This is a genomic window from Roseateles sp. P5_E1 (assembly GCF_054049335.1).
This window is the reverse complement of record NZ_JBFUMN010000005.1, coordinates 239,414-253,539: the sequence shown is the minus strand read 5'-3', so window position 1 is coordinate 253,539 and position 14,126 is coordinate 239,414. Positions and strand designations below refer to the sequence as shown.

Annotated in this window: 9 protein-coding genes; 6 read left to right on the top strand and 3 right to left on the bottom strand. The window is 69.8% G+C overall.

What is annotated here, in order from left to right:
* The first annotated feature begins 172 nt into the window (after window positions 1-172).
* The 4 genes from ACXJKJ_RS08305 (at window position 173) to gshA (ending at window position 5,542) form a co-directional block, all read left to right on the top strand.
* Window positions 173-1,180: a tripartite tricarboxylate transporter substrate binding protein gene (locus ACXJKJ_RS08305; RefSeq protein ID WP_457389766.1), complete on the top strand. Its 1,008-nt coding sequence runs from the start codon at window positions 173-175 to the stop codon at window positions 1,178-1,180.
* Window positions 1,181-1,348: 168 nt separating this feature from the next.
* A complete protein-coding gene (locus tag ACXJKJ_RS08300; RefSeq protein ID WP_457389765.1) occupies window positions 1,349-2,335 on the top strand; it encodes a tripartite tricarboxylate transporter substrate binding protein in 987 nt (328 codons plus the stop codon).
* Complete coding sequence (locus tag ACXJKJ_RS08295; protein ID WP_457389764.1) at window positions 2,335-4,002, top strand: SulP family inorganic anion transporter; 1,668 nt, start codon at window positions 2,335-2,337, stop codon at window positions 4,000-4,002. Before ACXJKJ_RS08300 ends, ACXJKJ_RS08295 begins: the two co-directional genes overlap by 1 nt.
* Before the next feature lie 46 nt (window positions 4,003-4,048).
* Window positions 4,049-5,542, top strand: a complete 1,494-nt coding sequence (gshA, locus tag ACXJKJ_RS08290) for a glutamate--cysteine ligase (RefSeq protein ID WP_457320587.1) — start codon at window positions 4,049-4,051, stop codon at window positions 5,540-5,542.
* Between the two features lie 12 nt (window positions 5,543-5,554).
* On the opposite strand, the gene ACXJKJ_RS08285 is transcribed toward gshA, so the two are convergent.
* Window positions 5,555-7,711 carry a putative bifunctional diguanylate cyclase/phosphodiesterase gene (locus ACXJKJ_RS08285; RefSeq protein WP_457389763.1) on the bottom strand — a complete coding sequence of 719 codons (2,157 nt, stop codon included), beginning with the start codon at window positions 7,709-7,711 and terminating at the stop codon, window positions 5,555-5,557.
* A gap of 353 nt (window positions 7,712-8,064) precedes the next feature.
* Between ACXJKJ_RS08285 and ACXJKJ_RS08280 the strand changes: the two genes are divergently transcribed.
* A complete protein-coding gene (locus ACXJKJ_RS08280; RefSeq protein ID WP_457389762.1) occupies window positions 8,065-8,733 on the top strand; it encodes a YecA/YgfB family protein in 669 nt (222 codons plus the stop codon).
* On the opposite strand, the gene ACXJKJ_RS08275 is transcribed toward ACXJKJ_RS08280, so the two are convergent.
* The gene (locus ACXJKJ_RS08275; protein ID WP_457389761.1) at window positions 8,645-9,943 is read right to left on the bottom strand and encodes an Hsp70 family protein; all 1,299 of its coding nucleotides are present in this window, start codon (window positions 9,941-9,943) and stop codon (window positions 8,645-8,647) included. The genes ACXJKJ_RS08280 and ACXJKJ_RS08275 overlap by 89 nt on opposite strands.
* Before the next feature lie 105 nt (window positions 9,944-10,048).
* On the opposite strand from ACXJKJ_RS08275, the gene prsT reads away from it, so the two are divergent.
* Window positions 10,049-12,835, top strand: a complete 2,787-nt coding sequence (gene prsT, locus ACXJKJ_RS08270; RefSeq protein ID WP_457389760.1) for an XrtA/PEP-CTERM system TPR-repeat protein PrsT — start codon at window positions 10,049-10,051, stop codon at window positions 12,833-12,835.
* Here prsT and ACXJKJ_RS08265 read toward each other — a convergent pair whose 3' ends face one another.
* Entirely contained in the window at window positions 12,836-14,113 is a 1,278-nt protein-coding gene (locus ACXJKJ_RS08265) for a D-amino acid dehydrogenase (RefSeq protein WP_457389759.1), read from the bottom strand.
* Window positions 14,114-14,126: the final 13 nt, after the last annotated feature.

The window sequence follows — 14,126 nt, the reverse complement described above, 5'->3', positions numbered from 1 at the left end:
AGCCGCAGCCCTTCGGCAGGCACATCCCGCCCACCGGGCGCGATGTGTCCGGCCTCAGCCCCCGCGGGGACGGCGATGCTTGCGGCATTGAGCCTCAAGCACATCGCCATGGCGGGCCGGCTAGGGAGCGGCCCGGCGCTCGGCCCGCGGGCCCCCATGCGGAGTGGCAAGCATGACACTGCCGCCGCTGCAGCGCCGTAGCCTGCTGATGTGGCTGGCCGCCTCGTCGGCCCCATCGGCTTACAGCCAGCCCAGTGGTCCATGGCCGACGCGGCCGCTGCGCATCGTCGTGCCCTATGCAGCGGGCGGCGCGGCCGACGTCGCCGCCCGTCAGCTCGCGCCCGAGCTGCAGAAGAGCCTGGGCCAGCCGGTGACCATCGACATCAAGCCCGGCGCCGACGGCAATATCGGCACCGCCGAAGTCGCCGGCGCCAGCGATGGCCACACGCTGCTGATGGGCAGCGTTGGCACGCATGTCATCAACCCGCTGCTGTGGCGCCGCCTGCCCTATGACGCGGTGAAGGATTTCGCGCCGATCAGCCTGGTCGCGACCGTGCCGCTGGTGCTCGTCATCAACCCCGGTGTCGCGCAAGCCTTGGGCGTGCGCAGCGTGAGCGACCTGGTGCACGCCGCCACCACCCAGCCCGGGCGCCTGCACATCGCCTCCGGCGGCAACGGCAACCCGACGCACCTGTCCGGCGAGCTCTTCAAGCGACTGACCCAGACCTACATGCTGCACTTCCCCTACCGCAGCGCGGCCTCGGCCCAGCAGGACGTCATCGCCGGCAACATGGACCTGATGTTCGACTCCCTGCCCTCGGCCCTGCCGCAGATCAAGGCCGGCAAGCTGCTGGCCTTGGCCGTCACGAGCGCGCGGCGCAGCCCCAGCCTGCCGGAGCTGCCCACCGTCGAAGAAGCCGGCGGGCCGGCGCTCAAGGGCTATGAGGCCAGTGCCTGGATCGGCCTGTTTTCTCCCAGCGRCCAGCCGGCGGAGCAGCTTGCCCGCCTGCAGCGTGACAGCGTTGCCGCACTCGCCAGTCCCGCGCTGCGCGAGCGGCTGACCGCACGTGGCATGCTCGTGCATGGCAGCGGCGGGCCGGAGTTCGCTGCGCTGATTGCCGCCGAGACGGCCAAGTGGGCGCGCGTCGTCCAGCTTTCGGGCGTCAAGGTAGACAGATAGAGTGAGCCCCTCGCCCGGTCTTGCTCTGCTGGACGCGGGCAAGCCCAGTCGGTCCCCCGTGGGGACGACGATGCTTGCGGCATTGAGCCGCAAGCACATCGCCAGCGCGGGCCGGCTTGGGAGCGGCCCGGCGCTCGGCCCGAACGCGCATCACTGATGGAGATCGCCATGAAGCTGAACCGTCGCCAAGTTGCGGCCCTGGCCGGCAGCCTCGCGCTGCCTGCCGCCGCCCAAGCGCCGTGGCCGAGCAAGCCCATCCGTCTCGTCGTGCCCTTCACGCCTGGTGGCACGACCGACCTGCTGGCCCGTGCAATGGCGCCCGAACTGCAGCAGCGCCTGGGGCAGGCTGTCGTCGTCGACAACAAGCCTGGCGCCGGCGGCAATATCGGTTCGGCCGAGGTCGCCAAGGCCACGGACGGCCACACGCTGCTGATGGGCACGGTCGGCACGCATGCGATCAACGCGTCTCTCTACCCCAAGCTGCCCTACGACCCGGCGAAGGACTTCGCGCCCATCACGCTGGTCGCGGCCGTGCCCAATGTGCTGGTGCTCAACCCCGCCAACGCGGCGCGTTATGGCATTCGCAGCGTGGCTGACCTGATCCGCGTCGCGCGCGCCAATCCTGGCAAGCTCAACATGGCCTCCAGCGGCAACGGCACGTCCATCCACCTGGCCGGCGAGCTGTTCAAGAGCATGACGGGCAGCTTCATGCTGCACTTCCCCTACCGCGGCTCGGGTCCCGCCCTGCTCGACCTGATCGCCGGCAACACCGACCTGATGTTCGACAACCTGCCCTCGGCGCTGCCGCAGATCAAGGCCGGCAAGCTGCTGGCCCTGGCCGTCACCAGCGCTCAGCGCAGCCCGGCGGTGCCCGACCTGCCCACGGTGGCCGAGGCGGGTGGCGCGGTCCTGAAGGGCTATGAAGCCAGCTCCTGGTTCGGCCTGTTGGCGCCTGCCCACCAGCCGGCCGACCAGGTCGCCCGCTTGCAGCGCGAAGCCGCGGCGGCGCTGAATACGCCGGCGCTGCGCGAACGGATGGCGGGGCAGGGCGCAGTGGCTGGTGGGGGCTCCTCCGCGGAGTTCGCGGCGCTCATCGCCAGCGAGACCCTCAAGTGGGCCAAGGTCGTGAAGGTCTCGGGCGCCAAGGTCGATTGATGTCCCTCTTGCGCACCTGGCGCGCTGACCTGATCGCCGGCGCCGTCGTCGCCGTGCTGTTGATCCCGCAGAGCCTGGCCTACGCGATGCTGGCCGGCCTGCCGCCGCAGGTGGGGCTGTATGCCAGCCTGCTGCCGCTGCTGGCCTATGCGGCCCTGGGCTCCAGCCCGGTGCTGGGCCTGGGCCCGGTGGCGGTGCTGGCGCTGATGATTGCGCAGGCCCTGGGCGCGCTGCCGGCCAGCGTCAGTGCGACCGAAGGCGCGCTCGTGCTCGCAGCCGAGGTGGGCCTGCTGCTGGCCATGGCGGCCTTGCTGCGCCTGGATGCGCTATCCAGCCTGTTGTCGGTGCCGGCGCTGCGCGGCTTCGAGACCGGCGCGACGCTGATGATCGCGGCCGGCCAGCTGCCGGTGTTGCTGGGCAGTGCGGCGGCGGGCTTCACGCTGCCCGACCTGATCGCATCGGCCCCGCAGGGCGGCTTCGGCGTCGCCAGCGCGGTCTGGGGAGGCGCAGGCATCGCGCTGCTGCTGCTGTCGCGCCGGGCCGGCCCACGCCTGCTGGCGCGGCTGGCGCCGCTGCTGCTGCTGGTTGCGGCGATGGCGCTGTCGGCCTTCACGCCCGCCGCCATGGGCGTTGCCCAGGTCGGTGCGCTGCCGTCGCTGGTCTTGCCGCTCGGCTTGCCGCGGCTGGAGGCTGCGCTGTGGCTGCAGTTGCTGCCGTCCGCAGCCCTGGTGGCCCTGATGGGTTTCGTTTCCAGCCTGGCGGTGTCGGAATCGCTGGCGCAGCGGCGTGGCGAAAAGCTGCTGCCGGCGGCCGAGATGCGCGGCCTGGCAGCGGCCAACCTGGTCGCGTCGGTCAGCGGCGGCATGCCGGTGGCGGGCAGCTTCTCGCGCAGCATCCTGCTGCACGAGGCCGGCTCGGCCAGCCGCTGGAGCCTGGTGTTCGTCTGCGCCTTCATGTTCGTCGCGATGCTGCTGCTGGCCGAACCGTTGGCTCATTTGCCCAAGCCCGTGCTGGCCGCAACCATCGTTGTGGCCGTGCTGGGCGGCTTCTCGCTGCAGCCCTACCGTGAGGCCTGGCGCTATGCGCGCGCCGAAGGGTTGTTGATGGTGGCCGTCACGGTGGCCGTGCTGTGCTGGAGCATCGCGGCCGCGCTGGCCATCGGCGTGGTGGGTTCTGTCGCGCTGCTGATCCAGCGCACGGCCCAGCCCCACGTCGCCCGCATCGGCCGCGTGCCGGGCACGCAGCATTACCGCAACCTCGAGCGCTATGCCGTCGAGTGCCGGCCCGAGGTCGTCGGGCTGCGCGTCGACGAGAGCCTGGTGTTCACCAATGCCCGCGGCCTGGTCGACGCCGTGCTGGCCCATGTGCGCGAGCACCGTGAGAAGGTCGGCGCGCCGCAGCGCGTGCTGATGCTGATGGCGCCGGTCAACCACATCGATGTGTCGGGCCTGACCGCCCTGCAGGAGCTGCATGCGGCGCTGCAGGCTGAGGGGCTGAGGCTGGAGTTCTCCGAGGTCAAGGGCCCGGTGCTGGACAGGCTCAAGGCCGTGGGTTGGCTGGAGCGCTATGACGTTTCGCTCTACCTCAGCCACCACGAAGGCATCCAGGCCGGCGAACATGCCCTGAGGCCGAGTCTGGCCGACATGGATGCCCCAGGACAGCTGTAGGGCTCTTCTGCTACCGTCTTGGCCCAATTCCCGGTCCCCGGACGCCATGAACGACAAAGAGACATTGCTCGGCATCCGCCGTGGCATCGAGAAGGAAAGCCTGCGCGCCCTCCCCGGGGGCGGCCTGGCGTTGACACCGCATCCGGTGGCCCTCGGCGCGGCCCTGACCCATCCGCACATCACGACCGACTACAGCGAGTCGCAGCTGGAGCTGATCACCGGCGTGCATGCCGGTGTCGACGACTGCCTGCTGGAGCTGACCGAGGTCCACCAGGCCGTCTACCGGGCCCTTGCCGACGAGCGGCTCTGGGTGGGCTCCATGCCCTGCGGCCTGCCCACGGACGAGACCATCCCGATCGGCCGCTACGGTTCGAGCAATGTCGGCCGTGCCAAGAGCGTCTACCGCATGGGCCTGGGCCAGCGCTATGGCCGGCGCATGCAGACCATCTCGGGCATTCACTACAACTGGTCGTTGCCGGGCGTGTCGACGGAGGGCTATTTCGGTGCCATCCGCAACTTCCGCCGCGAGGGCTGGCTGCTGCTCTACCTCTTCGGCGCCAGCCCGGCGCTGTGCGACAGCTTCGTGCATGACCGCGAGCATGGCCTGCAGCGCCTCTCCAACCACACCCTCTACCTGCCGCACGCCACCTCGCTGCGCATGGGCCGGCTGGGCTACCAGAGCGACGCGCAGTCCAGCATCGCCGTCACCTACAACTGCCTGGAGAGCTATGCGGCCTCGCTGCAGGAGGCGCTGAGCCGGCCTTATCCGCCTTATGAGGCCATTGGCGTGCAGACGCCCGGCGGCGACTACAACCAGCTCTCCACCAGCCTGCTGCAGATCGAGAACGAGTTCTACAGCACCATTCGCGCCAAACGGGTGATCCGCTCCGGCGAGCGGCCGCTGCATGCGCTGCGCGAGCGCGGTGTCGAGTACATCGAGGTGCGGCTGATGGACCTCGACCCCTTCGAGCCGGTCGGCATCGGTGCCGACGCCATCCGCGTGCTGGACGCCTTCCTGCTGCACTGCCTGAAGAGCGACAGCCCCGACGACACGCCCGACGAGATCGCCGCCAACAGCCGCAACCAGCACCGCGTGGCCGCCCGCGGCCGGGAGCCGGGCCTGATGCTGGAGCATTGGCGCGGGGGTGAGCGCAGCCTCGCCGACTGGGCCGGCGAGATCCTCGCCGCCTGCGCTGTGCACGCCGCGGCCCTTGACGCGGCCCATGGCGGCGACGCCTACCGCGCGGCCCTGCGCCGCGTCGGCCAGCGCCTGCAGCAGCCCGAGCTCTGCCCATCGGCGCGCGTGCTGACCGTGATGGCCCAGGACTTCGACGACAGCTATGTCGGCTTCACCCGCCGCCAGAGCGACGCCACGCGTGCGGCCCTGCTGGCGCTGCCGTTTCCAGACGAGCTGCAACGCCGCTTCGAGAAGATGGCGGCCGAGTCGCTGGCCGAGCAGGCCCGCATCGAGGCGGCCGACACCATGGATTTCGAGGAGTTCCGGCGCTTCTACGTGGCGCCGGCGCGGATGGCGGTTTAGGGCCGTTCGGCCCTAAATGCTGGGGTCCAGCGTTGCGTAGACCGACGAGCTGAAGCGCGGCCGGTCGTCCTGCGCGTCCTTCGCCCAGCGCGTCAGGTCCTCGGCCGGCATCGGGCGCGCGAACAAAAAGCCCTGCAGCTTGTCGCAGCGTTTGCCGCGCAGCACCTCGGCCTGGCCTTCGGTCTCGACCCCTTCTGCCACCACCTGCAGGCCTAGCGCATGGGCCAGTTCGATGACGGCCCTGACGATGGCGCGGGCGTCGGCGCTGCTCTCCAGGTCCTGGATGAAGCTGCGATCGATCTTGAGCTGCGACACCGGCAGGCGACGCAGATAGGCCAGGCTGGAATAGCCGGTGCCGAAATCGTCAATGGACAGGCACAGACCGAGTTCGGCCAGGCGCTGCAGTGAGCGTTCGGTGGCGGTGGCGTCGTCCATCGCGACGGACTCGGTGATCTCGCAGGTCAGTTGGCGGGCGTCGACGCCATACTGGGCCAGCGCCTCCTCGAAGCGGCGCACCAGGGCGTCGGGCTGGCGCAGCTGCTGCACCGACAGGTTGATGGCCACGCGCATCTGCAGGCCCGCCTCACGCCAAAGTGCAATCTGGCGACAGGACTCCTTGATGACCCAGTCACCCAGCGGCACGATCAGACCGAAGCGCTCGGCCACCGGGATGAAGACGACCGGGCTGATCGCACCGCGCTGCGGGTGCTGCCAGCGCAGCAGCGCCTCGACGCCCCTGACTTCGCCGTGGGCAGTGGCGATCTTGGGCTGGTAGTGCAGGGTCAGGCGGCCGCTGCCGGTTTCGCCGGCCAGTGCGGCGCGCAGGTCGCGGGCCAGCTCGACCTGCTCGCGCACGCCGGCCTGCATATGCGCCTCGAAGAAGGCAAAGCCATTGCCGCCCGCACGTTTGACCGACTGGGCGGCCGAATCCGCCTGGGCCACCAGCGCCTCGCCGGGCCCCTTGCCGTCGTACAGCGCGATGCCGACCGAGGCCGACAGCCGCAGCGGCTGGCTGCCGGCGCCAGGCACGCCCGTCATGGGCTCGGCCAGTGCGTCCAGCAGACGCTGGGCGATTTGGGCCAGCGTCGTCTCGCCGACCTCGCCTTCGAGCACCAGCACGAATTCATCGGCGGCCAGCCGGGCCAGGGTGTCGTGGCCACGGGCCAGGCCTTGCAGCCGCAGAGCGGTCTCGCGCAACACCTGGTCGCCGGCGGCCAGGCCGAAGCTGTCGTTGATGGGCTTGAAGCCGTCCAGGTTGACGGTCAGCAGGGCCAGACGAGCGCCCTCGCGCTGGCCGCGCGCGGCGGCATGCTGCAGGCGGTCGTCAAGCAGCTGGCGGTTTGCCAGGCCGGTCAGCGGGTCGCGCAGCGCGATTTCCTGCAGCTCGGTCGTGGCGGCCTGCAGGGACTGCTGCAGCCGGTTGGTGCGGCGCTGGCCGCGGGCGTCCAGGGCCGAGGTGATCAGCGTCAGCAACAGCAGCGCGAAGGTGGCGCCGGCGACGAGATTGCCGAGGTTGTCGCCGCGCAGCGCGTCGGCGCTGAGGCAGACCGTGCCTTCGGCAATGTCGGCGGCGGCCATGCCGGTGTAGTGCATGCCGGCCACGGCCGCACCCATGACGAGGGCCGCGACGAGCTGGCCCCAGCGGGCCCAGGCCCGCGGCAGCCTGCGCAGGCCGAAGAAGATGATGAGGGCCGCGGCGGCTGCGCCGGTGGCGACGGCGACCGAGGCCGCCACCAGGCCCCAGTGCCACTGGATGCCGGGGGCCAGCACCAGGGCGGCCATGCCGGTGTAGTGCATGGCGCAGATGCCAGCGCCCATGCTGATGGCGCCCACGGCCAGGCGGGTGGGCGTCAGCGCCTCTCCGGCCGCAACGCGCAGCGCGATAGCCGACACGCCCACGGCCGCGAGCCAGCTCAGCAGTGTGACGGCGCTGTCATAGCCGACGAGGAAGGGCAGCTTGAGGGCCAGCATGCCGACGAAATGCATGGCCCAGATGCCCGTGCCCATGGACAGCGAACCGGCAATCCACCAGGTGCGGGCGACCAGCGCATCGGGCGTGCGCACGCGTTGGGCGAGGTCCAGCGCCACATAGGAGGCGAAGGCAGCGGTCAGGTAGGACAGCACCACGACCGCCGGGTCGAAGCGCAGCGCGAGTACGGCAGCGGACATGCCGCCAGTATGAAAGCCCGACGCAAGATTGGCCCGGCGCCATTCGCTTGCTGCGTGAAGGGGTGCCGGAACCCACGGCTCACGCTGGGGAGATGCGTGCAACGTGACCGGCCTCGCGCCCCACGGGGCGCGGATGGGCCTCTTGGCACAGGGCCGCAGGTCCCGGCGCACCAGCGCCGAGCGGCTCGCGCCAGCGAGCTGCGTGCCAAGTGACCAACAAAAAAAGACCCGGTCAGCAGGCTGCCGGGTCGTGAAGCCCTCAGGGTAGAGGGCGTCGTTGGGATGGAGGCACTCTAGAGCTTCGGCCGGCGCCCCGGTGGGCAATATTCACTTGCACTGCCCATAATCCCGCCATGTCAGCCCCCCAGCACCGCCCCACCGAAGCCCTGTCCGAAGCCGATCTGGAGCGCCTGCAGGCTCTGCTTGACGCCTTGCCGGCGCCGCTGGAACCGCTGGACGTCAGCATGGCCGATGGCTATCTCTGTGGCGTGCTGCTGCAGCCTTCAGTCGTGTCGCTGGAGCAATGGCTGCCGCCGCTGCTGGACAGCGAGGGGCGACCCATTCCCCAGCGCATCAGCGACGAGTTGATCGGGCTGCTGCGCCGCCGCCACAAGGAGCTGAACCTGGCCATCGTCGGTCGGCAGTGGTTCGACCCCTGGGTGTTCGAGCTCGACGAGGACGCCAGCCCCAGCGAAACCGTGCTGCCGTGGGTGGCCGGCTTTGCGCATGCGCTGGACGCCCATCCCGCGCTGATGAAGCTGCCCGAAGAACCGCTGCTGGAGCCGCTGGCGGCCCTCTATCTGCACCTGGACCCGGACGACCTCGAGGACGCCGATACGCTGCTCGAGGAGATCGAGTCGCTGGAGCCGCCGACCGATCTGGAAGAAGCGGTCGAGGGGCTGGTCAGCGCGGTGTTGATGCTGGCGGACGTGTCTAGGCCATTGAAGCCGCAGCCGGCCCAAAAAGCCGTCGGGCGTGCAGGCCCAGGCCGGTCGCGACCGAAGCAAAGCGGTCGCCGCTGACGCGCGCCGCGGCGGGGAAGCCGGCGGCCATGCCGTCCACCAGCAGGCGCAGCCCGGTTGAGCCGCCGGTGAAGTAAAGGGCGTCGATCTGGCCGGCCTTCAGGCCGGCAAGCGCCACGGTTTCGTGGGCGGTCGAGATGATGCGGTCGAGGTCGGCGCGCAGCGCGTCCACCGCGGTCTTCTCGCTCAGCGGCAGTACCAGGCCGGTCTCGATGTGACCGAGGTCCATCGTCGTGTCCTCGCCGCCCGACACGGCAATCTTGGCGCCCTCGGCGCGAGCGGCCAACTCGTGGCCCAGGCGCTCCTCCAGCACCGTCATCAGCCGGGCGTGCTGGCGCACGTCGCTGAACCAGCTCTTCATGCCGCGCCACTCGGCCACGCGCAGCGGCGAGTAGCAGGTGTTGATCAGATGCCAGGTGGCCAGGTCGAAATAGATGCCGCTGGGCACCTCGCGTCCGCTGGGTCCCGTGGTGCGGTAGCCGAACTCCTGCAGCAGGCCGGCGAGTTCGATGTGGCGGTCGAAATCGGTGCCGGCGATGTGGATGCCGTGGCTGGCCAGGATGTCGTCGCGGCGCGCCAGGCGCTGCATGCGCTCGGGGCCGACGCGCACGATGGAGAAGTCGCTGGTGCCGCCACCGATGTCGGCGACCAGCACGACCTGTTCGCGCGTCGCCTGCTGCTCGAAGTCGAAGGCCGCCGCGATCGGTTCGTACTGGAAATGCACCTCGCGAAAGCCGACCGCGCGGGCACAGGCCTCCAGCTGGGCCTGGGCGGCCGCATCGCGCTCGGGCTCACTGTCGACGAAGAACACCGGCCGGCCCAGCACGGCGCGCTCGGGTTCGCCGGCCAGGCGGCGCAGCCGCTTCAGGTAGCCGGCGACGATGTCCGAATACTTGGCGCCGCGGCCGCCGCCCACATCGGTGGTCTGGTCGATGAGGGGCGAGCCGAGGATGCTCTTCATCGAGCGCATCAGCCGGCCGTCGTGGCCCTCGACATAGGCAGCCACGGCGGCGCGGCCGAAGGCGCGCGGCGGGCCGTCGGCGTCGTGGGCGCCTTCGGTGAAGTAGAAGACCGCGGTCGGCATCGTGCGTTGAGCCGGTTCCAGCTCGATGAGATGCATCTCGCCGGCGGCCGTGCTGGCATTGGGCACCGCCACCGCGGAATTCGACGTGCCGAAGTCAATCGCGCAAAAAGGGGGAGGGGCAATCATTCGAATTACGGCCCTGGGAGGCCAGTCCTGACAAGTCCTGAAAAGTTCGGAGGAAAGGGCGCGGATTCTAGGAACACAATCGCGCGCCTGATTTGCGGAGATTCGATGAAGACGCGCCATTTCGCTCCCCTCCTGCTGGCTGCCGCACTGGCGGCCTGCGGCCAACGTTCCGAGCAGGACCTGCTCGCCGCCGCGCAAAAGCGCATGGAGCAGAAGGACGTCGGCGGTGCTGTCATTGAACTGAAGAATCTGCTGCAGCAGAACCCCGAGAACGCCAAGGCCCGGCATCTACTGGGCAAGGCGCTGCTGGATGCCGGTGACGTAGCCGGCGCCGAGATCGAGTTGCGCCGGGCCTGGGAGCTGGGCGCGCCGCGCGACGAACTGGCGCCGCTGCTGGCGCAAACGCTGCTGCTGTCGGGCCAGTCGCGCAAGTTGATCGGCGAATTCTCCGACCAGACCCTGGCCGACCCCGTGGCCCAGTCGACGTTGCAGCAATACCTGGCCATGGCCTTCCTGGCTCAGGGCAACGTGACCGAAGCGAAGGCGGCGGCCGGGCGAGCCCTGCAGCTGCAGCCCGAGTCCGAGGACGCCATCATCGTCAGCGCCCGCACCAAGGTGGCCGCCGGCTTTCCCGACGAGGCCCTCGCGGCGCTGGACCAGCTGATCCTGAAGAACCCCAAGGCGGGCAAGGCGCTGCTGCTCAAGGCCGAGGTGCTGCTGGCGCGCGGCAAGATGGATGAGGCCGAGCCGCTGCTGCGCGAAGTGCTGGTGCTGGATCCGCGCTCCTACGACGCGCGCTCGCTGCTGCTGCGCCTGGCGTTCGGTCGCCAGCAGATCGACGTGGCGACCAAGCTCGTCGACGAAATGCCGCCGGATCTCGCCAAGAAGCCGCAGGGTCGTTTCATGCAGGGCCAGCTCGCGCTGGCCAAGGGTGATGCGGCCAAGGCGAAAGAGCTGGCCGTGCCCCTGCTCAAGGTGATGCCCAACTACCTGCCGCTGCTGCGCCTGGCCTCGGGAGCCCATCAGCAGTTGGGCGAGCTTGCCGACGCGGAGAACCTGCTCAACCAGGCCCTCAAGCTCGCGCCTGAGGACCTGGCGCTGCGCCGCCAGTTCGCCGGGCTGCAGCTGCAGCGGCGCTCGCCCGCCAAGACGCTGGAGACGCTGCGCCCGATGCTTGAAAGCGGCCGCGCCGACGCCGACTCCCTGCTGATGGCCGGCAAGGCCCAGCTGATGCAGGGCAATTTCGAGGCTGCCGATCAGGCCTTCGGTGCCGCCGCCAAGCTGCGCCCTGACGACGCCAAGACCACCGCGGCCCTGGCACTGTCGGCCATCATTCGCGACAGCGCTGCGCCGGGCGGCGCCAGCCGGGCCAAAGCCGACGCGGCCATGAACCAGCTGCGCGACATTGCCGCCAAGGACAGCGGCAGCAGTTACGACCTGATGCTGATCAATGCGCTGCTGCGGCGCAATGACCTGCCTGCGGCCCTGGCAGCCCTGGACAGGCTAGCGCCCAAGATGAAGGACAGCCCGGTGCCGGACGGCCTGCGTGGGCGGATCCACCTCGTTCGCAAGGACACGGCGGCGGCGCAAGCCTCCTTCGAAGCCTCGCTGAAGGCCGATGCCGGCTATCTGCCCGCCGTGCTGGGCCTGGTCACGCTGGACATGCAGGCCAACCGCAGCGAGGCCGCCGTCAAGCGCCTGGAGAGCTTCGTCACGACCCAGCAGCATTCGCCGCAGGCCCGCTTGGCCCTGGCCGACCTGCTGGCGCAGACGCGTGCGCCGGTCGATCGCGTCACCGAGGTGCTCGCCGCCGGCGTGCGCGAGGAGCCGACCGAGGCCGCACTGCGCGTGTCGTTGATCGACCACTACCTGCGCAACGGCGACGCCGCCAAGGCCGCCCAGGCGGCGCAGGAGGCTGCGGCCGCCCTGCCGCTCAACGCCGACCTGCTGGAGCGCCTGGCGCGCACCCAGCTGGCGTCGGGCGACAAGGCCCAGGCTGCCAAGACCTATACGCGCCTGACGGTGATGGCGCCCACGCGCGCCCAAGGCTGGCTGGGCCTGGCCCAGCTGCGCTTCATGGAGAAGGACGACGCGGGCGCCGAGCGCGAAGTCAAGCGCGCGCTGGAAGCCGAACCGGCCTCCGTGCCGGCTCAGCGGCTGCTGATCCAGCTCGCCGCCCGCCAGGGCCGCGTCGACGAAGCGCTGACCGCCCTGCATGAGCGCCAGAAGAAGAATCCGCAGGAGGCCTTTGCGCTGATGGCGGAGGCCGAGATCGAGAGCAATCGCCAGCACTACGACGTAGCCATCGCGGCCCTGCGCAAGGCCGTCGCCCTGCGCGAGCCGGCCGACGCCGCACCGCGTCTGTTCTCCGTGCTGATGGCGGCCAAGAAGCGTGACGAGGCGCAGGCCTTCGAGACCCAGTGGGCGGCTGCGCACCCGCAGGACCAGAGCTTCCCGGCAGCCACGGCCGACATCCTGCTGGCCCGCGGCGAACTCGACCCGGCGCTCGCCCGCTATGAAGCACTGCTCAAGCGCAACCCTGACGCGCTGCCCATCATCAACAACGTCGCCTGGCTGCGCAGCAAGACCGGCAAGCCCGGTGCGCGCGAACTGGCCGAACGTGGCCTCAAGCTCAACCCCGACTACGCGGCCTTGCGAGACACCTATGCCACCGTGCTGGCCAACGAAAAGGACTTCAGCAAGGCGATCAGCGCGCAGCGCCAGCTCATCAGCGACCAGCCCGACCAGCCGGCCTACAAGCTCAACCTGGCGCAGATCCTGATCCAGTCCGGCGACAAGCCGGCCGCCAAGGCCGAGCTTGAAGGTCTGGCCAAGCTGGGCAAGAAGTTCCCGCAGCAGGCCCAGGTCGAGGCGCTGCTGAAGACGCTCTGATCAGACCGCGCCGTAGAAGCCGAAGGCCATGCCCGGCTTTCGGCCAGCGATCAACTCGGCCATCGCATGGCCCGAGCCGGCGCCATGCGTCCAGCCCAGGGTGCCATGGCCGGCGTTGATCCACAGGTTGCGCGCCTTCCTGCTGCGGCCGATGTAGGGGATGTTGGTCGGCGTGCTGGGGCGCAGGCCGGTCCAGTAGTTGGGCTCGCTGGTGTCGGCCACGCCGGGAAAGAGTTCCTCGTAGCGCTTGACCAGGGCGGCACAGCGCACCCGGGCCGTCGGTGAATCGAGGTTGAGGTCGAAGCCCGACAGCTCGGCCGTGCCGGCGATGCGGATGTGGTCGCCCAGGCGCGAGATGGCGATCTTGCGGGTGTCGTCCAGCAGGCTGACAACGCTGGCGGCCTCGGGCTTCTTCAGCCGCAGCGTGGCCGAGTAGCCCTTGGCGGGATAGATGTTCAGGTGCTCGCCGAGGGGCTGAACCAGGGCCGGCGTGTACGAGCCCATGGCGGCGACGAAGGCATCGGCCTTCAGCGTCTTGCGCTCGCCATTGCGGGTGTGGGCAACCTGCACGGACTCGATGCCGTCGCCCGCACGCTGCAGTCCGAGGATGTCGTGCTCGTACAGGAATTGCGCGCCGCGTTCGGCGCACAGCCGGGCGAGCTTCTGCGTGAAGACCTTGGCGTCACCGCTTTCGTCGCTGGGCGTGAAGGTGCCGCCGAATATGCGGTTGCCGAAGGCCGCCAGCGCCGGCTCGACCTTCAGCACCTCCTCACGGCCCAGCACGCGGCGGTCCACGCCATGGCGTCGCATGATCTCGGCGCCGGCGGCGCCGTTGTCGAAGTCGGCCTGGCTGGAGAAGAAATGCAGGATGCCGCGCTCCAGGCGGTCATATTCGATGCCGGTGCGCGCGACAAGATCTTTCAGCGAGGCATGCGAGTAGCGGCCCAGCTGCACGAGTTCCTCGACATTGCGCTCGAAGGCGGCGTTCGTGCACTGCATCAGGAAGGCCAGGCCCCAGCGCCACTGGTTGGGGTCCAGGCGCGGACGGAACAGCAGCGGCGAGTCGTCGCGCAACAGCCACTTGGCCACCTTGAAGGGTGCGCCGGCATTGGCCCAGGGTTCGCAAAAGCTGACCGAGATCTGCGCGCCGTTGGCGAAGCTGGTCTCCAGCGCGGCGTCCGGCTGGCGGTCGACGACGATGACCTCATGCCCCTCGTCGAGCAAATACCAGGCGGTGGCGATGCCGATGATGCCGGCGCCGAGAACGACGATCTTCATGGCTGTCCTTTTG